Source organism: Martelella sp. FOR1707 (assembly GCF_053484265.1).
Genome location: NZ_JBAKFP010000003.1, coordinates 198,513 through 224,081 on the forward strand (window position 1 = coordinate 198,513; position 25,569 = coordinate 224,081).

Annotated in this window: 23 protein-coding genes and 1 riboswitch; of the genes, 10 read left to right on the forward strand and 13 right to left on the reverse strand. The window is 62.6% G+C overall.

All coding sequences use genetic code 11. The features are described from left to right. Window positions 1–51 precede the first annotated feature (51 nt). The 12 genes from ptsP to V6765_RS08915 form a co-directional block, all read right to left on the reverse strand. A complete protein-coding gene (ptsP, locus tag V6765_RS08860; protein ID WP_448427850.1) occupies window positions 52–2,319 on the reverse strand; it encodes a phosphoenolpyruvate--protein phosphotransferase in 2,268 nt (755 codons plus the stop codon). Window positions 2,320–2,396: 77 nt separating this feature from the next. Continuing rightward, window positions 2,397–3,647, reverse strand: a complete 1,251-nt coding sequence (locus tag V6765_RS08865; RefSeq protein WP_230719811.1) for an aspartate kinase — start codon at window positions 3,645–3,647, stop codon at window positions 2,397–2,399. Between the two features lie 201 nt (window positions 3,648–3,848). Then, entirely contained in the window at window positions 3,849–4,625 is a 777-nt protein-coding gene (locus tag V6765_RS08870; protein WP_448428776.1) for an ABC transporter ATP-binding protein, read from the reverse strand. Further along, a complete protein-coding gene (locus V6765_RS08875; RefSeq protein ID WP_448427853.1) occupies window positions 4,622–5,623 on the reverse strand; it encodes a FecCD family ABC transporter permease in 1,002 nt (333 codons plus the stop codon). The genes V6765_RS08870 and V6765_RS08875 overlap by 4 nt, the downstream gene beginning before the upstream one ends. After that, window positions 5,616–6,479, reverse strand: coding sequence for an ABC transporter substrate-binding protein (locus tag V6765_RS08880; RefSeq protein WP_448427855.1), 864 nt, complete (start codon window positions 6,477–6,479; stop codon window positions 5,616–5,618). Before V6765_RS08880 ends, V6765_RS08875 begins: the two co-directional genes overlap by 8 nt. Next, window positions 6,480–8,399, reverse strand: coding sequence for a TonB-dependent receptor domain-containing protein (locus tag V6765_RS08885; RefSeq protein ID WP_448427857.1), 1,920 nt, complete (start codon window positions 8,397–8,399; stop codon window positions 6,480–6,482). Window positions 8,400–8,550: 151 nt separating this feature from the next. Further along, window positions 8,551–8,739: riboswitch (cobalamin riboswitch) on the reverse strand. Window positions 8,740–8,807: 68 nt separating this feature from the next. Next, window positions 8,808–9,317 carry a DUF421 domain-containing protein gene (locus tag V6765_RS08890; protein ID WP_448427859.1) on the reverse strand — a complete coding sequence of 170 codons (510 nt, stop codon included), beginning with the start codon at window positions 9,315–9,317 and terminating at the stop codon, window positions 8,808–8,810. Window positions 9,318–9,436: 119 nt separating this feature from the next. Continuing rightward, on the reverse strand, window positions 9,437–10,066 hold the full coding sequence (locus V6765_RS08895; protein ID WP_448427861.1) for an N-acetyltransferase family protein: 630 nt from the start codon (window positions 10,064–10,066) through the stop codon (window positions 9,437–9,439). Window position 10,067: 1 nt separating this feature from the next. Further along, the gene (gene pncB / locus V6765_RS08900) at window positions 10,068–11,372 is read right to left on the reverse strand and encodes a nicotinate phosphoribosyltransferase (RefSeq protein WP_448427863.1); all 1,305 of its coding nucleotides are present in this window, start codon (window positions 11,370–11,372) and stop codon (window positions 10,068–10,070) included. Between the two features lie 152 nt (window positions 11,373–11,524). Continuing rightward, window positions 11,525–11,764 carry a hypothetical protein gene (locus V6765_RS08905; RefSeq protein WP_448427865.1) on the reverse strand — a complete coding sequence of 80 codons (240 nt, stop codon included), beginning with the start codon at window positions 11,762–11,764 and terminating at the stop codon, window positions 11,525–11,527. A gap of 3 nt (window positions 11,765–11,767) precedes the next feature. Next, complete coding sequence (locus V6765_RS08910; RefSeq protein WP_448427867.1) at window positions 11,768–11,989, reverse strand: hypothetical protein; 222 nt, start codon at window positions 11,987–11,989, stop codon at window positions 11,768–11,770. 74 nt (window positions 11,990–12,063) lie between these two features. Then, a complete protein-coding gene (locus V6765_RS08915; RefSeq protein WP_448427869.1) occupies window positions 12,064–13,023 on the reverse strand; it encodes a 2-hydroxyacid dehydrogenase in 960 nt (319 codons plus the stop codon). 179 nt (window positions 13,024–13,202) lie between these two features. Here V6765_RS08915 and V6765_RS08920 point away from each other — a divergent pair, with 179 nt between their 5' ends. From V6765_RS08920 to V6765_RS08930, 3 genes are all read left to right on the forward strand, one after another. Then, the gene (locus V6765_RS08920) at window positions 13,203–14,564 is read left to right on the forward strand and encodes an NAD(P)-dependent oxidoreductase (RefSeq protein ID WP_448427871.1); all 1,362 of its coding nucleotides are present in this window, start codon (window positions 13,203–13,205) and stop codon (window positions 14,562–14,564) included. A gap of 12 nt (window positions 14,565–14,576) precedes the next feature. Continuing rightward, window positions 14,577–15,890 carry an NAD-dependent dihydropyrimidine dehydrogenase subunit PreA gene (gene preA / locus V6765_RS08925; protein ID WP_448427873.1) on the forward strand — a complete coding sequence of 438 codons (1,314 nt, stop codon included), beginning with the start codon at window positions 14,577–14,579 and terminating at the stop codon, window positions 15,888–15,890. A gap of 227 nt (window positions 15,891–16,117) precedes the next feature. Beyond that, on the forward strand, window positions 16,118–18,802 hold the full coding sequence (locus tag V6765_RS08930) for a bifunctional diguanylate cyclase/phosphodiesterase (RefSeq protein ID WP_448427875.1): 2,685 nt from the start codon (window positions 16,118–16,120) through the stop codon (window positions 18,800–18,802). Between the two features lie 9 nt (window positions 18,803–18,811). Here V6765_RS08930 and V6765_RS08935 read toward each other — a convergent pair whose 3' ends face one another. Beyond that, window positions 18,812–19,447, reverse strand: coding sequence for a TetR family transcriptional regulator C-terminal domain-containing protein (locus V6765_RS08935; protein WP_448427877.1), 636 nt, complete (start codon window positions 19,445–19,447; stop codon window positions 18,812–18,814). 218 nt (window positions 19,448–19,665) lie between these two features. Between V6765_RS08935 and V6765_RS08940 the strand changes: the two genes are divergently transcribed. From V6765_RS08940 to V6765_RS08970, 7 genes are all read left to right on the forward strand, one after another. Then, a complete protein-coding gene (locus V6765_RS08940; protein ID WP_448427879.1) occupies window positions 19,666–20,913 on the forward strand; it encodes a Zn-dependent hydrolase in 1,248 nt (415 codons plus the stop codon). Between the two features lie 170 nt (window positions 20,914–21,083). Beyond that, complete coding sequence (locus V6765_RS08945) at window positions 21,084–21,476, forward strand: endonuclease domain-containing protein (RefSeq protein ID WP_448427881.1); 393 nt, start codon at window positions 21,084–21,086, stop codon at window positions 21,474–21,476. 251 nt (window positions 21,477–21,727) lie between these two features. Beyond that, window positions 21,728–23,182, forward strand: a complete 1,455-nt coding sequence (gene hydA / locus V6765_RS08950) for a dihydropyrimidinase (protein ID WP_448427883.1) — start codon at window positions 21,728–21,730, stop codon at window positions 23,180–23,182. Window positions 23,183–23,185: 3 nt separating this feature from the next. Then, window positions 23,186–23,845, forward strand: a complete 660-nt coding sequence (locus V6765_RS08955; protein WP_448427885.1) for a LysE family translocator — start codon at window positions 23,186–23,188, stop codon at window positions 23,843–23,845. After that, complete coding sequence (locus tag V6765_RS08960) at window positions 23,842–24,264, forward strand: NUDIX hydrolase (protein ID WP_448427887.1); 423 nt, start codon at window positions 23,842–23,844, stop codon at window positions 24,262–24,264. The genes V6765_RS08955 and V6765_RS08960 overlap by 4 nt, the downstream gene beginning before the upstream one ends. Then, the gene (locus V6765_RS08965) at window positions 24,261–25,046 is read left to right on the forward strand and encodes an ABC transporter ATP-binding protein (RefSeq protein ID WP_448427889.1); all 786 of its coding nucleotides are present in this window, start codon (window positions 24,261–24,263) and stop codon (window positions 25,044–25,046) included. The genes V6765_RS08960 and V6765_RS08965 overlap by 4 nt, the downstream gene beginning before the upstream one ends. Next, window positions 25,039–25,515: an N-acetyltransferase family protein gene (locus tag V6765_RS08970; RefSeq protein ID WP_448427891.1), complete on the forward strand. Its 477-nt coding sequence runs from the start codon at window positions 25,039–25,041 to the stop codon at window positions 25,513–25,515. Before V6765_RS08965 ends, V6765_RS08970 begins: the two co-directional genes overlap by 8 nt. Window positions 25,516–25,569 lie beyond the last annotated feature (54 nt).

Here is a 25,569-nt window from a genome sequence, read left to right on the forward strand (position 1 = left end):
GTTATGGTGATTTTCTTATGGAGCGCTCGCGCGCCGACCGCTTAATGCCGTCTATAGCGGAATATTGTGGTCGTTCGCAAAGCGTTCAAGCAGTGCGCGCACGGGGGTGCCGTTGCCGGGATCGTCGAGCGCGGCATTGATCTCGGCGCTGACGGCGCCGATATCGAGCCCGAGCAGCATCGCCTTCACCGGCCCGATCGCCGTCGGCGACATCGAAACGGCGCGGTAGCCGATCGCAAACAGCGCCAGCGCCGAAATCGGCTTGCTGGCATATTCGCCGCACAGCGTTACCGACACATTGTTGCGCTCGCCCGCGCGCACGATATCGCGCAGCATCCGGAGAAACGGTTTGCTGATCGTGTCGTAGCGGTCGGAAACGCGGGCATTGCCGCGGTCGATCGCCATGAAGAACTGGTAGAGGTCGTTGGAGCCCACCGAGACGAAATCGACCTCGGCCATCAGTTCGTCGATCTCGTAAAGCAGCGCCGGCACTTCCAGCATGGCGCCAAGCTCGATCTTTTTCGGCACCTGATGGCCGAATTTGACGAGATGCTGGACTTCCTTGGCCATCAGCGCCCGCGTCTCGCGCAGCTCGCCCACTTCGGAAACCATCGGCACCATGACGCGCAGCGTCTCGCCCGCCGTCGCCTTCATCAGCGCGCGCATCTGCATGCGCAGGAGATAGGGCCGGTCGAGCGCAAGCCGGATGGCGCGCCAGCCCATGGCCGGGTTTTCCTCCTCCTGGGCGCGGAAGAAGGAGACCATCTTGTCGGAGCCGATATCGAGCGTGCGGAAGGTTACCGGGCGGTCGCCGGCATGGTCGAGCACCTGACGATAGAACGCTTCCTGCTCGGCGGCCTTCGGCATGCGCGAGGCGATCATGAACTGCAGCTCGGTGCGGAACAGGCCAATGCCCTCCGCGCCCGAATCATCAAGCTGCGGCAGATCCACCAGCAGGCCGGCATTCATCATCAGCCTGAAGCGCACGCCATCGGCCGAGACCGGCTCGACGGCGCGCAGCGCGCGGAACTGCTCCTGGCGGCGGGCGCGAAGCCGGACCTTTTCCTCATAGGCAACGACAAGCGCATCGAGCGGGCGCACATGCACCTCGCCGTCATCGCCATCGACGATGATGGCGTCGCCGTTTTCGACCTGGGCGGCAACGCCGGTCGCCTGACCGATCACCGGAATGCCCATGGCGCGCGCGACGATGATCACATGGCTGGTGGCGGCCCCGTCCTCCAGCACCAGGCCGCGCAGCTTTTCGCGCGGATAATCCAGAAGCTCGGCCGCGCCCATCACCCGCGCCACGACAATCGCGTCTTCGGGAAAGTTCTCGCCGTCGCGGTCGATAACCCCGCCGGTCAACTGTCTCAGAAGCCTGTTGGCAAGGTCGTCGAGATCGTGCATCCGGTCGCGCATGAACGGGTCGGTCAGCCGGATCATCCGCGCCTTGGTGTCGCTCTGCACCTTTTCGACAGCGCCCTCGGCCGTGAGCCCCAGCGTGATCGCCTCTTCCAGCCGGCGGACCCAGCCGCGGTCATGGGCAAACATCCGGTAGGTTTCCAGCACCTCGCGATGCTCGCCTTCCGAGGGCACGTCGTTGCGCTGCAACAGCTCGTCGATCGAGAAACGCAGTTTCTCCACCGCCGCGCGCAGCCGCGCGATTTCGGCGTCGCTGTCCTCGTTGACGAGATTGTTGATGACGATGCGCGGCTCGTGCAGCACGGCGTGGCCAAGCGCGATCCCCTCGCCATAGGCATCGCCCGACAGCGATACGGAGCGGGTGAGATCGAGCTCCATGCCGGGGCGGGTGATCTTCTTCAGGTCGCCGGAAGCGATCAGTTCGGCAAGCAGCATCGCCGCCGTCTGCAGCGCCTCAACCTCCTCCTCGCTATAGGCATGCTCGTCGGTGTTCTGGACAACCAGAACGCCGAGCGTGCGGCCGGCGCGCAGGATCGGTACGCCGAGGAAGGAGTGATAGATTTCCTCGCCGGTCTCCGGCAGGTAACGGAAGGCGGGATGCGACTGGGCGTCGGAAAGGTTCAGCGGTCGGGCGGACGCCGCGATCGTACCGACGAGGCCCTGCCCCATGCGCAGACTGGCGAGGTGGACGGCATCGCGCTTCAGGCCTTGCGTGGCGTAAAGCTCGAGCACGCTGTCGGCGCGCAGCACATAGACCGAGCACACCGCCGCCACCATATTGTCGGCGATCTGGCCGACGATGCGGTCGAGGCGGTCCTGCGGCTCCAATGGCTCCGCCATCAGTTCCCTCAGCCGCTTCAGCAAGATGCGCGGGCTCGATGCCTGGTGGTTCATCACAGTCTGTCCCCGGTGGCGGAAGTCCGTTCGGCTTCCATGGGTGACCGGGACTCACCGACCACCCTTTTTAGGGTCTATTTATCGAGACCGTAGCAGGAATGCAAAGTCCTGACTGCAAGCTCGGCATAGGCGCCGTCGATCAGGATCGAGATCTTGATCTCGGATGTGGTGATCGCCTTGATGTTGATTCCCTTCTGCGACAGGGCCTTGAAGGCCGAGGCGGCAACGCCGGAATGGGAGCGCATGCCGATGCCGATCACCGAAATCTTGGCAAGCTCGGTTTCGCTCTGAATCACGTCATAGCCGATTTCCGACTGCTTGGCGGCAAGCGCGGCCTTGGCTTTCTCGACATCCGAGGCCGGCACGGTGAAGGTCATGTCGGTATGGGTGCCCTCTTCCGAGATGTTCTGCACGATCATGTCGACATTGACATGGGCATCGGCGAGCGGGCCGAAGATGGCGGCCGCAACGCCGGGGCGGTCTTCGACGCGACGCAGCGAAATCTGAGCCTCGTCCTTGGCATACGCGATGCCGGTTACGACTTCCTGTTCCAAAATCTCATCCTCGTCGCAAATCAGGGTACCGGGCGGATTGTCGAAATCGCCCATGCCGGGGGCGTCCGGCGCATCGAAGCTTGAACGCACAAATGTGCGCACCTTGTGAACCATGGCAAGCTCCACCGAGCGAACCTGCAGCACCTTGGCGCCAAGCGAGGCCATTTCCAGCATTTCCTCGAACGCCACCTTCTTCAGGCGCCTGGCCTTCGGCTCGATGCGCGGATCGGTGGTATAGACGCCATCGACATCGGTGTAGATATCGCAGCGGTCGGCCTTGACGGCGGCGGCGATGGCGACGGCGGAGGTATCCGAGCCGCCGCGACCAAGGGTCGCGACCCGGTTATCCGGGCCAATGCCCTGGAAGCCGGCGCAGACGGCGACCTGGCCCTCGCCCATGCGCTTGATGATGTCCGAACCGTCGATATCGACGATGCGGGCCGCGCCATGGGTGCCGTCGGTCTTGATCGGCAACTGCCAGCCCTGCCAGGAACGGGCGTTGACGCCCATCGCCTGCAGCACGATCGCCAGAAGCCCGGAGGTCACCTGCTCGCCAGAGGAGACGACGACGTCATATTCGCGGGCATCGTGCATCGGCGAGGCCTCGCGCGTCCACTCCACCAGTTCGTTGGTCTTGCCGGCCATGGCGGAGACCACGACGGCGACCTCGTGGCCGGCATCGACTTCCCGTTTCACATGGCGCGCCACATTGCGGATACGTTCGATATTGGCGACAGACGTGCCGCCGAATTTCATGACGATGCGGGCCATTGAAGACTTTCCAAAACTCAAAATCCCAGGGCGTCCGGAACCGGACGCCTCATCCATGCCGCGTTCGCCGTCAGGTCAAAGCGCCGGCTCGCAACAGCCAGATTTCGACGCATGCCGGGAAAACTGCGGTTTCTTAGCGAAATCGCCGCCTTCGCGCAATGGCGCTTTCGGCAGGAACGGGACGCCGCCTGCTCCGCAACGCTATTTCGGCGAAAGACGGGTCGGCATGATCACCGGACCGCCATCGGCTTTGCCGAAATAGGCCTCGATGCCATAGACCCGGCGCAGGTTTTCCGCCGTCAGCACCGCTGCGGGCGTTCCATCCGCCACCACGCCGCCGCCATCCATCATGATCAGCCGGGTGCACCAGCGCGCCGCAAGGCCTAGATCGTGCAGCGAGACAAACACCGAACGGCCCTCGCGCAACAGCGAGACGAACACTTCCATCAGGCCGATCTGGTGGGCGGGGTCGAGCCCTGCGACCGGTTCATCGGCGATCAAGAGCGGGGTCATCTGCGCCAAAGCGCGGGCGATCAGCACGCGGGCGCGCTCGCCGCCGGAAAGCGTGTCGGCGGTGCGTTCGGCAAGGGCGTCAACGCCCATGCGCGCCATGGCTCCCGCGATGACCTGGCCGCGGGCATAGTCGCCGAAACAACTGTTCTGGATCCACGGCTGGCGGCCAAGCGCCACCACCTCGCGCACCCTCACCGGCCAGGCGATTTCGTGGTCCTGCGGCAGGAAGGCGACACGGCGTGCGCGCTCATTCGCGCTGAGGCCCTCCAGCGGACTATCCTGCAGGAACACCGCGCCGGAAGCCGCCGTCACGCCGATCAGCGCCTTCAGAAGCGTTGTCTTGCCCGCGCCGTTGGGGCCGATCAGGCCAACCAGTTCGCCGCGCCTGATCTGGAGATCGACGCCATTCACGATGGCGCGGCCGCCTCTTTCAACGGTGAGGTTTTCGGCGCGCAGCAGCATCAGACCAGTTCCCGCCGCGTCTTGTAGATCAGCCAGAGGAAGAACGGCGCGCCGATCAGCGCCGTCACCACGCCGATCTTGAGATCCCGCTCCGGCGCCACCAACCTTACCGCGACGTCGGCGGCCAGGAGCACCACCGCTCCCCCGAGCGCGCTTGCCGGCAGCAGCCTTGAGGGCACCGAGCCGACGAGCGGTCGCAGGATATGCGGCACCACCAGCCCGACGAAACCGATCGCGCCGGAAACGGCGGTCGCCGCGCCGACGCTTGCCGCCACGCCCCAGATCACCATGCGCTCGGTGCGCTTCGGCGACATGCCGAGACTGGCTGCGGCCTCATGCCCGAGCGTCAGCATGTCGAGCGCGCGGCCGCAGCCGAAGAGAAGCACCCAGCCGGCCAGCATGAACGGCGCCGACAGCCATACCTGCAGCATGGAGCGGTCGGCGAGCGAACCCAGCATCCAGAACATGATTTCCATCGCCGCAAAGGGATTGGGCGAAAGATTGAGCGCCAGCGAGGTCATGGCGCCGGCAAAGCTGGTCACGGCGACGCCGGCGAGAATGATCGTCAGGCTGCGCGCCCCGCCGCCGGCCAGAAACCGCACCAGCAGTACCGAGGCGAAGGCGAAGATCAGTGCCAGCAGCGGCAGCGCCAGCGAAAACAGCGCCGAAAGGCCGGTATAGATCGCGATCACCGCGCCGAGCGAGGCCGAGGCCGAGACGCCGAGAAGACCGGGTTCGGCCAGCGGATTGCGCAGATAGCCCTGCAGCACCGCGCCGGAAAGACCGAGCGTGGCCCCGATCATCAGACCCAGAATGGCGCGCGGCAGCCGGATTTCCTGCATGATCAGAACGATGGACGCGGCATCGCGCCCGAACAGGCCGGCGACACTCTGGCGAAACCCGATGCCCGCCGGCCCGATGACAAGCGAGGCGGTAAACAGCGCCAGCACGAGAACGCCGAGACCGACCATCAGCCGCCAATAGCGCCGGCGCTCATTCATCCGCTCCGCCTCCGCCAAGTCGTTCGGCGAGCAGGGCAATACCCGCGACATTGAACGGCCCGCCGCAGATGGTGTAACGGCTCGGCAGGTCGACATAGTCGCTCCGCTCGGTGGCGGCCACGAAGGCTGGATGCCTGAACCCGGCCTGGGCAAGCGCCGGGGCGTCGTAATCCGCGTCGCCGCCGACGATCACATCCGGCGCGGCCATGACCAGCCGCTCCAGCGGCAGCCGGCCAAGGCTGTCGACCCCGGCCTCCGAGGCGATGTTGACAAGACCGAGCTGGGCGATCATGTCGCCGGCGAGTGTGTTTTTGCCCGAGGTATAACCATTGGCGTAATAAAATGCTGCCGTGCGCTCGCCGTGCAGCGTGCCGGCGAGACCGGCGAGGCCTTCATCCATCGCGGCGATCACATCCGCCGCGGCCTGCTTCCTGTCAAGCAGCACGCCGATGCGCTCCAGATTGTGTCGCACATCATCGAGCGATGCCTCGGGCTGGAATTCCGCCACCGCGATCCCGAGCCGCTTCAGAAGATCGACCGTCTCCCGCGTCGTATAGCTGCCGGCGAGCACAAGATCGGGCTTCATCAGGAACACTTGCTCCGCCAGCCCGTCGTTCAGCAAGTAGTCTTCAGCCTGCTCTGCCATCGCCGAGATGGCGGGATCGGCCGCAAGCCTGGACACCGAAAGCAACTGCCCCTCCCCGGCAACGAGCATCGCCATCTGGTCGGTGCACAGGTTGATCGAGACTACGCGTTGCGGCGCTGACGAGACCGGACCGGAGAAGAAAAGAAGAAACCCGGCGCACGCTGCGAAGACGCTGAAAGCATTGCGTTTGGCGTGCGCCGGGTGCGGCATTTAGAAGGTCCTTCGGTAGGAAAGCGTCACGGTGGTGCCGGGCGCGTTATATCCGGGAATTGTCTGGTAGTCCTCGTCGAAGAGATTTTCGACCGCGAATTTGACGTTTGACAAGTCATCCACGGCATAATTGGCGGAAATATCGACCACCGTATAGTCGCCGAGCTGCGGATTGAAGTTCGAAGCATTGGTCCAGCGGCTGCCGACATATTCGATGTCCGCGTTGAGATTGAGACGCTCGGTCGCCTGCCAGCTTGCCGCCGCCGTCAGCTTCAGCCGGTTCTGGTTGGCGATATACTCGTCATCGGTCTCGTTCTTCGGCAGGCGGTATTCGAGACCGAAATCAAGACCGAGCCGGTCGTCGAGAAGCATCTGCGAATAGGTCGCGCGCACGCCGCTGACCTTGGCCTCCTCGATGTTCTCCATGGTGCCGATATAGGTGACCGGATCGGAGACGAAGACGATCATGTCGTCGATGTAGTTCTCGTAGTAGACGAGGTCGACCACGCTACCCGCGCCGGAATCCCAGTTCAGACCGGCTTCCCAGTTCTTCGAGGTTTCCGGGTCGAGATAGGGGTTGCCGACATAGGAGCCGTCGAACGCCCAGTAGAGGTCGTTGAAGGTCGGCGCGTTGAAACCGGTGGAGAACGAGGCGCGCGCCGTCAGCCCTTCGACCAGCTCGTAGCCGAGGCCGGCATTATAGGTCAGCGCGCCGCCGAACTGCTCGTCGGCGTCATAGCGCAGGCCGGCATTCACCGTCAGAGCATCAAGCTCCAGGCTGTACTGGCCGTAGAACGCACCGACATTGCGTCCGGTCTCGGTGTAATCGACGGAGGAATCGACAGTTTCGCGATAGGCGTCGAAGCCGAGGGTGAAGATGTTCAGCGCGTCGCCTGCGATAACTTCCTTGGTGGTCGAACCGGAAATGCCGAAACGGTTGGTGTCGTAGTGGGTATCGGCTTCCGGATGATCGTCGCGGAAATTCTTCTGATAGTCGAAGGCGGAATAAATCTCGAAGACCGACGACCAGTCGTCGGCGTGGTCGAATTCCGCGCCGAGCTTGAAGGCGGCATTCGTCTGGATCGACTGATTGGCCCCGTAGACCATGTCGCCGGTCATCCAGTCGGCATAGGGCGCGCTGTCGAAATGCGGATTGGAGCGGGCGTAGAAGCCTTGCGAATAGACCCGGCCCCAGGCGAAATCCTTGCCGACCGAATAGTTGAAGCTGCCTTGAAGGAACCCGTCGCGGCCCGGCTCATGGACGGAGTTGGACGGCGTGGTGAAATCATAGCCTTCCGTGCCGATCACCGAGAGGCCGACATTGAAGTCGACCCCGGACCCTGTGACGCCGCGGGTCGAAAGCGTGCCGAAGCCGCCCCATGGGTAGGTCACCCCGGTTTCCACGCTGGAGCAGGTCGCGGCGCCGTTCTCACAGAAGCTGCCATCCTTGGTGATGATGTTGACCACGCCGCCGATGGCATCCGCGCCCCACTGGGCCGAATGCGCGCCCTCGACGATCTCGACGCGGGCAATGCTTGCAAGCGGAATATTAGCGATGGCGGTGGAGCCGCCGGTGGCGGAGGCGACCCGCATGCCGTCGACCAGCACCAGCGTCTGGCCGGTATTGGTGCCGCGCAGGGTGATGCCCGCGTTTGCGCCCATGCCGCCATTGGTGGTGACGTTGACGCCCGGATAGCTTCTCAGCAGCGAGGGAAGATCGACGGCGGCGGAGCGCTCGATATCCTCCTCGGTGACCACGGTGACCGTCGAGGTCGACTGCACGATCGTGGAGGGACGGCGCAAGGGCGTCGTCACATAGATGGGTTCCAGAACCGTCGTGGCGCCGGCATCCTGCGCCAGCCCCTCTCCGGCCGAAGCAAGCACGGCGACGGCCATGCCGGCAGCAATGAATTCTCTCATGTCAAATCCCCATTCGGGCCGGCCGCGGCCGGCAAAAAAGCACCGTGGGGAATGGGAAATCGGTTTGGCCCGACCATCCATCCACGGCAACATCGTTTTCGAATGTCACCGCGACGGACGACCGCGCCTGAACAAGAACCCCGTGTTCAAGCATGGGTGACCGGATCGGGCAGGTCTCCTGGCTTCCGCGTCATCGCCTCAATTTCCGTCTTCCCGGACATGTGCCCAGTGACGTGGTGGAAATGGCTCAACGGTTACAGTTGCGGGGGCAGCCGCGGTTTTGAACCGCGTTCCCTTTTCATCCGTTCTTGCGAACGGAACCTGATCCGGGACCTATTTACGGGTCTGCGACAAGCCAAGTCAATGCGGCGGAATGCGGATTTCTGCGGACAAACCTGCGTGGACGACCTACAGGCTTTCGGTGCCGGGAACGCCGGCCAGTTGAGGGTCCTCGGGGCGCTTCACGACGCTGAGCGACCCATCCGTTTCCAGGATCACCGCGGAAATGGCCGCAGGCTCCGCCGTGCCGGAGGAGCGGATGGCTGCGCGCACCTCGTCTTCTGTCAGTCGTTCACGCTTCATCGCCTTTTCGAGGAAGACCCCGTCGCGGAAGACCAGCGCCGGCTCGCTTTTGACGAGCCTGCTTACTACCGGCGACCTGACGGAGAGCCAGGTGATGGCGAACTGCAGGAAGATCAGCACGGCAAGCGCCAGAACGCCTTCCGCCAGCGGCACCGATTTGCTGAGCATGACCGTTGCCAGAACCGAGCCGAGCGCGACGGTAACGACAAGATCGAAGGCGTTGAGCTTGCTCAACGTGCGTTGGCCGCTGATCCGCAACATCAGCACCAGCGCAATATAGGAGGCTCCGCCGACCACGAGGACGCGGATAATGCCGTTCCAGCTTTCAAAAAACATGTGTTCTCCCTTTATGAGGAGAGAACGCATGACAGAGCCAAAGGTGTCGGATCGTTTCGCAACGCCGCGACCGGCGACGGGAAAACGCTTTTGAGAAGACCGCCTTCCCCCGGCGAATCCTACCGTATCGGCCCATCGAGCGGAGGGACGGCGCGGCCGAGATAGACGACGCCGCGCTCGCTCTCGTCCAGCACCTCAAACCCCGAAGCCTGCCAGAATGCGGCTCCGCCGGCCTCGGTCCAGCCGGCCCCGACATGAACATGACTGGCCCCAAGTTCCGCAAGCCGCCTTAACGCCGCGCCGAGAAGCTGACGCCCGAGCCCATGGCCGCGGGCGCGCTCCAGGAGGTTCATGTGCAGATGCGCCGGATAGGCCTCGACCACTACCGGCGGCGGCATTTCCGGGTGGTGAAACAGATGGGCGCGCCATTCATCCGGCGACCACTGCGCGCTGCTTTGCGCAGCCGGCTCCGGGTAGCGCTTCCTGAGCGCCGGCCACCAGTCTGCCTCCAGCGTCCGCGCGAAGGCCTCGGTATCGGCGGTGCCCACAACATAACCGCAGACGCCCGCCTCATCCTCGGCCACGAAGCAGAAGCCGCCATCGACCCTGAGATAGGGCGCGGAATAGATATGGCCGATCATCTGCGGATCGTCGTAGAGCGCGCTCGCATCTCGGCCATTGTCGCCGGTTACAAGCGCGATCGCGTAGAGCGCGTCGAGATCCTCTGCCCTGCCTTCGCGGATATGCATGTCAGACCATCACCGGATGATCGACCATGTCCTCGGAGCCGAAGAACTTCAGGTAGCGCTCGACCTCCGCCGGATCGCCGGTCGCCTTCTGCGGATTGTCGGAAAGCTTCACCGCCGGACGACCATTGGCATCGGAGACCTTGCAGACGATCGAGATCGGCTTCAGCCCGCCGACGCGATGCGGCGCGCAGCCGATGAAATCATTGGTGAGATTGGTGCCCCAGCCGAAGCTCATGCGCACCCTGCCCTCGAAATGCTTGTAGGTCTCGATGATGGCATCGACGTCCAGCCCGTCGGAGAAGATCAGGATTTTCTCGCGCGAATCGCGGCCCATCTTCTTCCACCAGGCGATGATCTTCTCGCCACCCTCGATCGGCGGCGCGCTGTCAGGGCGGAAGCCGGTCCAGTCGGCAACCCATTCCGGCGCATTACGCAGGAAGGCCGCCGTGCCATAGGCATCCGGCAGCGCGATCAGCAGGTTGCCGCCATAGAGCTTGTTCCAGTCCTGCATTACCTTGTAGGGGGCCGCGGCGAGTTGCTCGTCGGTTTCGGCAAGGGCGGCCGCCACCATCGGCAGTTCGTGAGCGTTGGTGCCCACGGCTTCCAGATCGGTATCCATGGCGAGCAGCACATTGGAGGTGCCGGTAAAGGCCGGGCCGATGCCTTCCTTCAGCGCTTCCACGCACCAGCGCTGCCACAGGAAGGAATGCCGGCGGCGGGTGCCGAAATCGGATATTCTGAGCCCGTCGAGCGCCGCCAGCCGCTCGACCTTCGACCACATCTTGGCCTTGGCGCGGGCATAGGTCACGTCCAGCGTGAACAGGCCGATGCCCTTCAGCGCCGCGCGCGAACGCAACTCATTGATGATGCAGAGCGCCGGTATCTCCCACATCGTGGTTTCCATCCAGCGGCCATGAAAGGTCAGCTGATACTGGCCGTCATGGCGCGTCAGCTCATATTCGGGCAAGCGGAAATTGGCGAGCCAGGTCAGGAATTCAGGCTCGAAAATCTGCGAGCGGCCGTAAAAACTGTTGCCCGCAAGCCAGATCATTTCCTTCTTGGTGAGTTTAATCTCGCGCGCATGGTCGAGCTGGGCGCGCAGTTCCCCCTCGTCGATCTCGTCGGCAAGGCGGACGGAGGCTGTGCGGTTGATCAGCGAGAAGGTGGCGTTGACGTCCGGATAGAGCTTCCAGATCATCTGCAGCATCAGCAATTTATAGAAATCGGTATCCAGAAGGCTGCGGATGATCGGGTCGAGCTTCCAGCTGTGATCATAGACCCGTGTGGCAATATCGGTCTTGGCCATCGCCTCCCGCTCCCTTCAGGCGTCATTCGCGTGAAGGGCGGTAATGCGCCCCTCAGGGCCCATGATTTAGCCGCTCTGTTATCGGAAATCCAGAGCGCGGCGGCGCTTTTGCTCAACCCGAGTTTAAAGGGCGCGTTTAAACTAACGGCCTCCTAGTCCGCAGCAGGGGCGACCTGTTCGGCATCCTCGGTCACGGTCTCGACCTCGGGACTTCCGCCCTTCGGCGCAAACAGCTCCATCACCCCCCAGACTATCATGGCCAGCACGAGGCCGCCGCCGAGGACATAGATCACGCCACGGCCCCTTTCGGACTGGCGCGCCTCGTTCGGCGACAGTTCGGACTTGCCGGTATCGCGTTCATCGGTCTTATTCGTGTAGTTCGGGTCAGTCATCAATCACTCCACTGCCGGCGTATCGAAAAGCCATTCCGCGCCGCCCCATATCAGGACGACGCCGACCATGATCGCGATCAGGATCATGATCACGGTCTGCCCGCGATTGAGGTGCCGGCTTTCGGTCGGCGACACGCCGCCATTGTCTTCTTTGTTCTGCGGATAGTCTTCCTCACCCGGATATTTGACGGGGCGGACTTCCTTGGGATCGAAATGCGTTGCCATGACTTCCTCCTTGCCTGCCGCTTACGGGTTCAGCTGAAGGAAAAACGTCAAGGCCGCGCCGATTGTTCCGTTTCTCAGTAGCCCCGCTCGCGACCAACGACATGCTCGAGCGGCTCTCCCGCCTCATAGCGCGCAATCTGGCGCTCGACATGGGCAAACAGCGCGCCGATATCGCTGTCTGCCGCCACATGCGGGGTGATCACGACGTTTTCGCGATCCCAGAGCGGGCTTTCGGCGGGAAGCGGCTCGGTCTCGAACACATCGAGCGAGGCGCCGCCGAGAAGGCCGCGATCGAGCGCCGTAACGATATCGGCTTCCACCTGCGAGCCGCCGCGGCCGGCATTGATGAACACCGGCGCGCCGAGCGGACCGTCGCTTCTCAGCTTTTCGAACAGCGCCAGATTGTAAAGGCCCGTGGTCTCAGCCGTCAGCGGCAGCAGGCCGACCAGGATATCGGTCCTGGCGAGGAAGGCATCGCGGCCCGCCTCGTCAAAGGTTTCGATCCCTTCAATGCTCTTGGCCGTCCGCGACCAGCCGATCACGTTGAAGCCCATCATCTTCAGCTTCGCCGCCGCATCGCGCCCGAGTTCGCCGAGCCCCATGATCCCGACGGTCACCGCGCCTGCTTCCGGCTGCGGCAGCGGCTGCCAGCGCCGGACCTTCTGGCTGGCGTGATAGGCGGTGACCTGACGCAGGTGAAAGAGGCACTGCAGCACGACATATTCGCTCATGCGGCGTGTCAACGACGGGTCGACGAAGCGCACCAGCGGCGCATCCGGCAGGCCTTCCAGCGCCAGAACCTTGTCGACGCCCGCCCCGCCGGAAAACAGCACATCGAGGTTCTTCGCGCGGGAAAACAGGTCCGCGTCCGGCTGCCACAGGATCGCGTAGCGGCAATCGGAAAGATCGCGCCCGGCATTCTCCGCCGCGCCGAGATCGATAACCTCGCGATCGACGAAATGGCGCTTCAGCGCGGCGATGACGGCGGCGCGGTCGGAGAATTTGAGGTCGATCAGCAGCGGCGATTTGGTCATGACGGGCTTCCGGCAGTTTTTGCGAAGCCGACAGACACCATGTTTCCAATGCAATGATCAACATCAAAGCTGAACAGCGGACCGAGGGAAGCGCCCACGCACCCAAACTTTTACCGTTTGATAAATATTTATTTTCGCGGTAGCATTTCCCCAACAACCAAAAATTGGGGAACATTGCTATGCGAGAATTGAACCCGGCCCTGAAGGGCGGGCGACTTGCGCCCGATTCATACAAGGGCAATTTTTCCGACCTGCACCCTCCGCTCGACCGGCATGAGGCGGCTGTCGAGGCGGATCGCTGTTATTTCTGCTATGACGCGCCGTGCATGACGGCCTGTCCCACCGCGATCGATATCCCGCTGTTCATCCGCCAGATATCGACCGACAATCCGCTTGGCGCTGCGAAGACCATCCTCGACCAGAATATTTTCGGCGGCATGTGCGCCCGGGTCTGTCCCACCGAGACGCTGTGCGAGGAAGCCTGTGTGCGCAACACGGCGGAGGAAAAGCCCGTCGAGATCGGCCTGTTGCAGCGCTATGCCACCGATGCGGCGATGGCCGAGAACCGGCAGTTCTATACCCGAGCCCACGAGACCGGAAAGCGCGTTGCCGTCGTCGGCGCGGGCCCCGCAGGCCTTGCCTGCGCCCATCGTCTCGCCATGGCCGGTCACGATGTCATTGTACTGGAAGCAAAGGACAAAGCCGGCGGGCTCAATGAATATGGTCTCGCCGCCTACAAGACGGTCGACGATTTCGCCCAGAAGGAAATCGAATATCTGCTGGAGATCGGCGGTATCGAGATCCGCGGCGGGCAGATGCTCGGCCGCGATTATACGCTCGGCGAGCTGCGCCGCGATTATGATGCCGTCTTCCTCGGCATCGGCCTCGGCGGCGTCAACGAACTCGGCATCCCGGGCGAAAACCTTGCAGGCTGCGAAAACGCCGTCGATTTCATCGCGGCGATCCGGCAGGCCGACGATCTCGCCGAGATCGCCGTCGGCAGCCACGTCGTGGTGCTCGGCGGCGGCATGACCGCCATCGACGCTGCCGTGCAGTCGAAGCTGCTCGGCGCGGAAGAAGTGACGCTCTGTTACCGGCGCGGCGCGGATGCTATGGGCGCCTCGAAATTCGAGCAGGAGCTTGCGGCCTCGCGCGGCGTCTTCATCCGCCACTATCTGGCGCCGAAGGAAATTCTCGGCGAGGACGGCAAGGTCGCCGGCGTGCTGTTCGAGCACACCGAGATCAGGGACGGCAAGCTGGTACCCACCGGCGAGACCGGCGTGATTGCCGCCGACCACGTGCTGAAGGCGATCGGCCAGACGTTTGTCACCGAGCATCTGGAGGGCCTGAAACTCGAAAACGGCCGTATCGCCATCGATGCCGAGGGCCGCACCTCGCTACCCGATGTCTGGGCCGGCGGCGACTGCGTCAAGAAGGGCGAGGACCTGACGGTGACCTCGGTCGCGCAAGGCCGCGATGCCGCGATTTCCATCAATCACGTTCTTGCGGGCGAAGCGCCGCTTGTGACGGCCGTGGCCTGAGGAGAGAAGACAATGGCTGATCTTTCCAACAATTTCGTCGGCATCAAATCGCCCAATCCGTTCTGGCTCGCCTCCGCACCGCCAACGGACAAGGCCTATAATGTCGAACGCGCCTTCCGTGAGGGCTGGGGCGGCGTGGTGTGGAAGACGCTCGGCGAGGAAGGCCCGCCGGTCGTCAACGTCAACGGCCCGCGCTATGGCGCGATCTGGGGCGCCGACCGCCGACTTCTCGGCCTCAACAATATCGAACTGATCACCGACCGCGATCTCTATCTGAACCTGCGCGAGATCAAGGAAGTGAAGATGCGCTGGCCGGATCGCGCCATCGTGGTGTCGATCATGGTGCCCTGCGAGGAGGAAAGCTGGAAGGCGATCCTGCCGCTGGTCGAAGAGACCGGCGCGGACGGCATCGAACTCAATTTCGGCTGTCCCCACGGCATGTCCGAGCGCGGCATGGGCGCCGCCGTCGGACAGGTGCCGGAATATGTCGAGATGGTGGTGCGCTGGTGCAAGCAATATACCCGCATGCCGGTGATCACCAAGCTGACGCCGAACATCACCGATATCCGTCACTCCGCCCGCGCGGCCCATCGTGGGGGCACCGATGCCGTGTCGCTGATCAACACGATCAACTCCATCGTCTCCGTCGACCTCGACACTTTCGCGCCCAACCCGACGGTCGGCGGCAAGGGCACCCATGGCGGCTATTGCGGCCCGGCAGTCAAGCCGATCGCGCTCAACATGGTGGCCGAAATCGCCCGCGACCCGGAAACCGCCGGCCTGCCGATCTCCGGCATCGGCGGCGTGACGACATGGCGGGATGCGGCGGAGTTCATGGTGCTCGGCGCCGGCAATGTGCAGGTCTGCACCGCGGCGATGACCTATGGCTTCAAGATCGTCAAGGAAATGATTTCGGGGCTTTCGGCATATATGGACACCAAGGGCTTTCGGACTCTTGACGAGCTTTCCGGTCGCGCGGTGCCCAACGTCACCGACTGGCAGTATCTCAACCTCAATTCCATCACCAAGGCCCGCATCGACCAGGACGCCTGCATCAAATGCGGCCGCTGTCACATCGCCTGCGAGGACACCTCGCACCAGGCGATCACGGCGATGGTCGACGGCGAACGCCATTTCATGGTGAAAGAGGAAGACTGCGTCGGCTGCAATCTCTGCGTCAATGTGTGTCCGGTCGAAAACTGCATCGACATGGTGACGCTCGCGCCCGGCGAGAAGGACCAGCGCACCGGCGAGCGTGTATCGGCCGACTACGCCAACTGGACCACGCACCCCAACAACCCGATGGCGGCGAAAGCAGCCGAGTAATAGCAAGGGTCAAAGCATCGCCGACATTTGAAGCCGCGGGGCCATTTTCCCGCGGCTTTTTTATTTTAGTTATAATTAAATAAGCTAAAATAGATACCAATAATATTATAGTTAATTATAAACAATATTCGGTCTATATAGTATTTTTTAAATTTCATCGTCTATAATCCGCTCTTATTCATTAGATTTTTGCGATGTTTATCGCCAGGGATAACGGACAGGACGGCATGGCAGGACCGGCGAAGGCGGCCAGACGGTGGGGCATCATTCCGAGCGACATACTGGCCCTTTCGGCCACGGTGCTGGTGCTTGCCTCGATGTATTTCACCAACCACGAGCTGGATTCGAACTTCACCCGAAACCTCCGTCTGCAGACGGCTGAGAAGATTGCGCTTTCAAGCGCGAGGGTAACGAGCGGAATCCGCGAGAACCTGAAGCTGGTGGAAGGTCTTGGCCTCGCAATTTCGCTCGAGCCGGAGATTTCGCCGCGCCGGTTCGAGGATCTCGCAGACAAGCTGCTGGAACAGGATTCGGCACTGGAAAGCCTCGCGCTCGCCCGCGACATGACCATTGAAATGGTGTTTCCCTTTTCCGAAAACCGAGAGGCAATCGGCCTCAGCTATACCGACCGGCCCGAACAGATGGTCGCAATCAACAAGGCGTTGCTGACCCGCAAGCCGGTGGTCGACGGCCCCATAGAACTGGTGCAGGGCGGCAACGCGCTGGTGGTCTACTACCCGCTCTATGACGGCCCCGATAACGAGGCTTGGGGCATCCTCACATCGCTTGTCAACCTGGACCGCCTGCTTTTGGGCGATACCGTGGCCGCCGCCCATCCCGAGCTTGCAATCGCCGTCGGCAAGGACGGCGCCGACGGACGACCAACGCAGATCCTTTCCGGCGGCGAGGCCATCTTCGCCGGAGACCCCGTCACGCAGACCGTCGAGCTCGCCAATACCCACTGGACAGTCGCGGCCATTCCGCGCGAGGGTTGGCAAGAACCGTTCGGCCAGCGGCTGGTTCGCCATCTGCTGATCGACGCGGTCGGCATTTTGATCATCGCCTTCGTGCTCGGCATCGCCAAGCTGATGCGCGAACGCAACCGCAACATCGCAGCACTTCGGGCCCGCGAGGCGGAGCTGCAGCAGTTGTCGCAGCGCATGCAGTTCGCGCTCGAGGCTTCGCGCATCGGCGTCTGGGACATGGATGTCGAAACCGGGGAAGCGATCTGGGACGAGCGGATGTACGCGCTTTACGGCGAGCGCCCCGACAGCGGCATGAACGGCGTCGAAATCTGGTCCCGCCACCTGCACCCGGAAGACCGGCAGCTTGAATTCGAGAGGCTGGAGCATTTTCTGGCGGAGCAGCAGAATTTCCGCAGCGATTTCCGCATCGTTCTCGACGATGGGTCCGTGCGCCACCTTCAGGTATTCGGCGGGTTCTACAATGATATTGACGGCCGAGCGCATGTCGTCGGCGTCAACTGGGACATTACCGAGGATATAAGGCTGCATGAGGACATCAAGCGCGCGAATGCCCAGACCCAGGAAAAGAACCGGGAACTGGAACGCGCCCAGGCGGTTCTGCGCCACAACGCACTTCATGACGGACTGACCGGGCTTCCCAACCGAAGCTTCCTCGAAGCCGCGTTTGTGAAGGGCGAGGAGAAAGCGCCGGTCGAGCCACCCTACGCCGTGCTGCATATCGATCTCGACCGGTTCAAGGAAATCAACGATACGCTCGGCCACAGCGCCGGCGACGCAATGCTGCGCCATGCGGCGAACATGCTGCGTTCCATCGCCGGACCGAGGGACTTTCTGGCCCGTGTCGGCGGCGACGAATTCACGCTGGTCACGCATTGGAGCGGCGATGTCGAAAAATTCTCCCGCCGCGCCCAGGACATCATCCGCGCGCTTGGAAAACCGCTGCAATATGGCGAGCATCAGGTGCGCGTTTCGGCGAGCGTCGGCATTGCCTGGATGGATGACGAGGCGAGCTCGATGCGCGAGGTGCTGGTCAATGGCGGGATCGCGCTCTACGAAGCCAAGCGCATGGGCCGCAATCAGGCCGTGGTTTTCGACGCCGCGCTGCGCAACATCGCGATCACCAACAAGAAGGTCGCCGACGAACTGCTGGTGGCGCTGGAAAACGACCAGTTCCAGGTTTTCTATCAGCCGCAGATTTCAGCCCATACGCTGGAAATTGAAGGCGCCGAGGCGCTGGTGCGCTGGCGCCATCCCGAGCGCGGCATGCTGGCGCCGGGTCACTTCATCCCCACGGCGGAGACCACCGGCTCGATTGCGCGCATCGATGCGGTAGTGCTGAACAAGGCCGCCGCCCAGCACAGGGCGTGGTGTGAGATGGGCATCGCCGTGCCGCATGTTTCCGTCAACATCTCCGCCCAGCGCCTTGTGGATCCCGGGCTGCTGGACAGCATTCGGAAGATCGCTCCGAAACCCGGATCGCTATGCCTCGAACTGCTTGAATCGATCTCCTTCGATGAGCAGGGCACCAGCCTGGAAACCAGCGTCGCCCAGATCAAGGCCCTCGGCGTCGATGTCGAGATCGACGATTTCGGCACCGGCTATGCCTCGATCCTGAGCCTGCTCGCGCTTGAGCCGAAGCGCCTGAAGATCGACCGCCAGCTCGTCTTCCCGATCACCACCGGCCAGAGCCAGCGCCGGCTGGTCGCCTCGATTGTCGAGATCGGCCAGGCGCTCGGCATCGAGGTGATCGCCGAGGGCGTCGAGACGCTGGAACACGCAAGGATCCTGCGCGACCTCGGCGTCGACGCGTTTCAGGGTTTCTTCTTCGCCCCGCCGCTCGACAACCAGGCCTTCGAACGCTTCGCGCGCGAGCGCAGATGGGTGGACCATTTTGACCTCAGCGCCGACCCGCCCGAAATGGATTGACGGTCGCGTTCACCGCACGATCAGCCCGTTGACGAACAGGGTTTCGAGATAGCGCGCCGCATCCTCGAACCGGCCTTCGCCCGCCAGCCCCTCGCCGAGCACCGCCCGCACCTGGACATCGAAATCGGCATAATGCTGGGTCGTCGCCCAGATCGAGAAGATCAGGTGATAGGGGTCAACCTTGCGCAGCTTCCCGGCCTTCTGCCAGGCGCGGATGACCTTGGCCTTCTCATCGACCAGATCCTTCAACTCGCCTTTCAGAAACGCCTCCGTATTGGGCGCGCCCTGGATCACCTCATTGGCGAACAGCCGGCTTTCGCGGGGAAAATCCCGGGCCATTTCCAGCTTGCGGCGGATATAGGAGCGCAGCTCCGCCTCCGGATCCTTGTCGACGTCGAAAACGCGCAGCGGATCGAGCCAGATGTCCATCACGCTTTCGATCAGCGCTGAAAACATCGCTTCCTTGGAACGGAAGTAATAGAGTACGTTGGGCTTGGACATGCCGGCGACTTCTGCGATCTGGTCTACGGTTGCGCCGCGGAAACCGTTTGCCGAAAACACGTCGAGGGCCGCTTCGAGAATCACTTCTTCCTTCGCAACCTGGATGCGTGTGCGCCGCTGCGTCTTCGCCGCCCGTGCCGTCATTTTCGCCCGCTTTCTTCTCGTTCCGCCCAGCATTCCATAGACTGTTTCTGCCCAAAATCAATTCACGCCAAAAACTTAGGCAATTTCTTCCAAATTTGCCGCCGAATTTCATATTGATCTCTTGAGCCTTGCGATGGAAGCTGTAAGTTTACCAACCGGTCAAAAACACCACAGACGCCGCAAGGGCGCAAATGGGAACAGAGCCAGGGGAGCAGAAAATGGCGGCAGGCGAAAACATGCGGATCAATGGCGACCGCCTTTGGGACGCGCTGATGGAGATGGCGAAGATCGGCCCCGGCATTGCCGGCGGCAACAACCGCCAGACGCTGACCGATGCCGATGCCGAGGGTCGCGCGCTGTTCAAGGCATGGTGCGACCAAGCCGGGCTTACCATGGGCGTCGACAAGATGGGCACCATGTTCATGACCCGCGCCGGCACCGACCCGGATGCGTTGCCGGTCTATGTTGGCAGCCATCTCGACACCCAGCCGACCGGCGGCAAATATGACGGCGTGCTCGGCGTGCTGTCGGCTCTGGAACTGGTGCGTACGCTGAACGATCTCGACATCAAGACCAGGCACCCGATCGTGGTGACCAACTGGACCAATGAGGAGGGCGCGCGCTTTGCGCCGGCGATGATGGCGTCTGGCGTGTTCGCCGGTGAGCTGACCCTCGACTATGCCTATCGCCGCAAGGACCACGAGGGAAAAAGCTTCGGCGACGAACTGAAGCGGATCGACTGGGTCGGCGATGAAGAGGTCGGCGCGCGCAAGATGCACGCCTATTACGAATACCATATCGAGCAGGGCCCGATCCTGGAGGCCGAGGAAAAGCAGATCGGCGTCGTCACCCACTGTCAGGGCCTGTGGTGGCTGGAATTCACGCTGACCGGCAAGGAGGCCCATACCGGCTCGACGCCGATGGCGATGCGCGTCAATGCCGGGCTCGCCATGGCGCGCATTCTGGAGATGGTGCAGAAGGTGGCGATGAACGCCCAACCCAATGCCGTCGGCGGCGTCGGCCAGATGGTGTTCAAGCCGAATTCCCGCAACGTGCTGCCTGGCACCATAACCTTCACCGTCGATATCCGCACCGTCGACCAGGACAAGCTTGATGGCATGCGGGCCAAGATCGAGAAGCAGGCGGCCGAAATCTGCGCGGCGCTCGGCGTCGGCTGTTCGGTGGAAGCCGTCGGCCATTTCGATCCCGTCACCTTCGATCCCGAACTGGTTGGCAATGTCCGCGAGGCCGCCATCGAGCTCGGCTACAGCCATATGGACATCGTCTCCGGCGCCGGCCACGACGCCTGCTGGGCCGCCAAAGTCGCGCCCGCCACCATGGTCATGTGCCCTTGCGTCGACGGGCTGTCGCATAACGAGGCCGAGGAAATTTCGAAGGAATGGGCGGTCGCCGGGGCGGATGTGCTGCTGAGGGCGGTGTTGAAGACGGCGGAGATTGTGGAATGACGGCAGGTGCCGCACCCTCACCCGGCGCATTCGCGCCACCCTCTCCCCACGGGGAGAGGGGGAGCGTGGGGCGCTTTCTGAATAACATCGCAATCACTGTCCAAGACGCGAAGCGCCGCCCCTTCTCCCCTGAGGGGAGAAGGTGGCCGAAGGCCGGATGAGGGTGGCTCATGCCAAGCACGCGAACCCAGTTTGCCCGAACGCTGCGCCGTAACGAAACGGATGCCGAAAAGCTGCTGTGGCGCGAGCTGCGGAATCGCAATCTGAACGGTTTCAAGTTTGTCAGGCAGTATCCGATCGGCCCCTACATCGCCGATTTCGCCTGTCGGGAAAAAGCGCTTGTCGTCGAGCTGGATGGCGCGCAACATGCTGAAAGTATGAGAGATACGGAGAGGACGCGTTATATTAACAAGGCAGGCTTTTCAGTTATCCGATTCTGGAACGAAGAGGTACTCAGAGAAAGAGACGACGTGCTCGAAACCATCGTCGCCATTCTCGAAGACCGCCTGACGGAAGCCTGCGACGCCACCCGCTTCTCACACGCTACGGAGCAGATCCATTGAAGTCCACGCAAAAGCCTCCGCTCCGCTCCCGCGGCTTCATCGGCGCCAAGCCGGTCTCATCAGTCACCGCCGAGACGGGTCCGCAAAAGCTAACCGGGCCAGCAAAAAGCCGCGGCGTGAACAGGCCGAATCCGTCGGGCACTCCGAGAGGACTTGAAGAAAACATTCCGCCGCGACCAAAATGGCGGATCAAGTGAACAGAAATAACGAGAAGCGGAAAACCGCCCGTGGAAAGCATGAAGGGAACAGTTATGAGCACAGTCATCAAGGGCGGCACGGTCGTGACCGCGGACCTCACCTACAAGGCCGATGTGAAGATCGAGGGCGGCGTAATCACCGACATCGGTCCCGATCTTTCCGGCGATGAGACGCTGGATGCGGCGGGCTGCTATGTCATGCCGGGCGGCATCGATCCGCATGTCCATCTCGAAATGCCGTTCATGGGCACCTATTCCAGCGACAATTTCGAAAGCGGCACCCGCGCGGGCCTTGCCGGCGGCACCACGATGGTTGTCGATTTCTGTCTGCCCGATCCCGGCCAGTCGCTGCTCGATGCCCTGCAACGCTGGGACAATAAATCGACGCTGGCGAACTGCGACTATTCCTTCCACATGGCGATCACCTGGTGGGACAAACAGGTGTTCGAGGAGATGGAAACCATCGTCAAGGAAAAGGGCATCAACACCTTCAAGCACTTCATGGCCTACAAGGGCGCGCTGATGGTGAATGACGACGAGATGTATGCCTCGTTCCAGCGCTGCGCCGAACTGGGCGCGCTCCCGCTGGTGCATGCCGAAAACGGCGATGTGGTGGCCAGCATGCAGGCGAAGCTGCTGGCCGAGGGCAATGACGGGCCGGAAGGCCACGCCTATTCGCGCCCCCCCGAAGTGGAGGGCGAGGCCACCAACCGCGCGATCATGATCGCCGACATGGCCGGCGTGCCGCTCTATGTGGTGCACACCTCCTGCGAACAGAGCCACGAGGCGATCCGTCGCGCCCGCCAGAAGGGCATGCGGGTCTATGGCGAGCCGTTGATCCAGCATCTGACGCTGGACGAAAGCGAATATTTCGACAAGGACTGGGACCATTCCGCCCGCCGGGTGATGTCGCCGCCATTCCGCAACAAGCAGCATCAGGACAGTCTCTGGGCGGGGCTGCAGGCGGGTTCGCTCTCCTGCGTGGCCACCGACCACTGCGCCTTCACCACCGAGCAGAAGCGCACCGGCATCGGCGATTTCACCAAGATCCCGAACGGCACCGGCGGGCTGGAGGACCGGCTGCCGATGCTGTGGACCTATGGTGTGGCAACGGGCCGGCTGACGATGAACGAATTCGTCGCCGTCACCTCCACCAACATCGCGAAAATCCTCAACATCTACCCGAAGAAGGGCGCGATCCTGGTGGGATCGGACGCCGATATCGTGGTCTGGGACCCTGCCCGCGAGAAGACGATCTCCGCCGGCAGCCAGCAATCGGCCATCGATTACAACGTGTTCGAAGGCAAGCATGTGAAGGGCTTGCCGCGCTTCACGCTTTCGCGGGGCAAGGTGGTGATCGAAGAAAGCACGGTGAAGACCGAGGAAGGTCACGGCAAGTTCGTCGCCCGCGAGCCCTTCACTGCCGTCAACACAGCGCTTTCCACCTGGAAGGAACTGGTCGCGCCGCGCAAGGTGGAACGCTCCGGCATTCCGCGCTCCGGGGTCTGAGCCATGGACTGGTCAAACGTGGCGGCGTTTGCCGCGACCGAATTCCTGCTCTGTCTTTCGCCCGGCCCGGCCGTGCTGCTGGTGGTCGGGCTGTCGATGCGGCAGGGATTCTGGCGCTCGCAGGCGGCGGCCGCCGGCATCCTCACTACCAATGCGGTCTACTTCGCGCTGTCGGCGGCGGGCGTTGCCTCGCTGATCCTCGCCAGCGCCACGCTGTTTTACGTGCTGAAGATCGTCGGCGCGGCCTATCTGGCATGGCTCGGCCTTGGAATGATCCTGCCGCTGTGGCGCGCTTGGCGCAGCGGCGAGAGGGGCGATATCCCGCTTGCGCTTGCAACCGAGGCCTCCCCCCGGATCGCCGCGCCCCCGCTGAAGCTCTACTGGAAGGGCATCAGCGTGCAGGCGGCGAATCCGAAAAACCTCGCCTTCTTCGTCGCCATCCTGCCGCAGTTCATCGACCCTGCCGGGCCGGTGGCCTTGCAGATGCTGGTGTTCGGCAGCGTATCGGTGCTCCTCGAACTGCCGATCCTGGTGATCTATGCGCTGGCCTTTTCGGCGCTGGCCAGGGTGATCACCCGACGGGTGGTGCTGTGGATCGAGGCCGTGGCCGGCGGCGTGCTGATCGGTCTGGCCGGCGTGCTTGCATGGGAGCGGCGCGCATGAGCCCCGATATCCGCATCGCCGTCGCGCTGATCATCAACAGCCAGGGTGAGATGCTCACCGTGCGCAAGCGCGGCACCACAGCCTTCATGCAGCCGGGCGGCAAGATTGATGCCGATGAAACCCCGCTTGAGGCGCTACTGCGCGAATTGCGCGAGGAACTGGCGCTCGAAGCCGAGCCGGATAACTTCCGTTACGAGGGCTGCTACCGCGAACAGGCCGCCAATGAAGCGGACATGTTCGTTGAGGCGGAGGCCTTTTCCTGGCTTGCCGAACCCGAGGTCATACCGCAGGCCGAGATCGAGGAGTGTAAATGGCTGCCGGTCGATGGCCCGATCGATGTCGAGCGCGCGGCACTGACCCGCAGGCACCTGTTCCCGATTGCCGCCCGCCGATTTGCCGAAACCCGGAGCGCCTCATGAGTGAAAAAACATCCGTCGTCACGGCGAAAGACCTCTGTCTCACCTTCAACACCAATGATGGCCCGGTGCATGCGCTGAAGGACGTCAACCTTGATGTGAAGAAGGGCGATTTCGTTTCCTTCATCGGCCCGTCGGGCTGCGGCAAGACGACGTTTCTGCGCGTGATCGCCGATCTGGAAAAGAAGACCGCCGGCGAGATCACCGTCAACGGCACCACGCCGGAAAACGCCCGGCTCGACCGCGCCTATGGCTATGTGTTTCAAGCCGCCGCGCTTTATCCGTGGCGTACGATCGAGAAGAACATCGCCTTGCCGCTGGAGATCATGGGCTATACGAAGGCCGACCAGAACCGGCGCATTGAACGCGTGCTGGAGCTGGTGGATCTTTCCAATTTTGGGAAAAAATTCCCATGGCAGCTTTCCGGCGGCATGCAGCAGCGCGCCTCGATCGCCCGCGCACTCGCCTTCGACGCCGATCTGCTGTTGATGGACGAGCCCTTCGGCGCGCTTGACGAGATCGTCCGCGACCATCTGAACGAGCAGCTTCTGAAGCTCTGGGCGCGGACCGACAAGACCATCTGCTTCGTGACACACTCGATTCCCGAAGCCGTCTATCTCTCAACCAAGATCGTGGTGATGAGCCCCCGCCCCGGCCGCGTGACGGACGTGATCGAAAGCCCGCTGCCGAAGGAGCGCCCGCTCGATATTCGCGAAAGCCCGGAGTTTTTGAAGATTGCGCATCGTGTGCGCGAGGGGCTACGGGCGGGGCATAGTTATGAGTGAGTTTACGCTTCGCCCTGCCGAAATTAGAGATATGGCAGCCTGTGCTGCCATTCTCAATGACTGGATTGATGAGACGCCGTGGATGCCGCGTGTGCACGACCATGCCGACGTCGCCCGCCACTACCGCGAAACGATCTTCGTCGAACGCACCGTGTCCGTCGCGGAAGATCACGCCGTAGTTCTGGGATTTTCAGCTCTTTCCGATGATGACTACATCACCGCACTCTATGTCGCCGCCAATGCACGCGGGCGCGGCGTCGGCAAGGCACTTCTCGAAAGGGCCAAGACGGACCGGCCCACAGGACTGAGACTCTGGACTTTTCAGGCCAATGTCGCAGCACAACGCTTCTATGAACGGGAAGGTTTTGCCGAGCTTCGCCGCACCGATGGCGACAATGAAGAAGCTCTTCCGGATATTCTTTACGGCTGGCCTGAACAAAGCGAACCTCGGGGGCATCTTTATGAGTAAATGCCTGCTGCACCCACCTACCGTCACCCCGGCCTTGAGCCGGGACGACGGGAG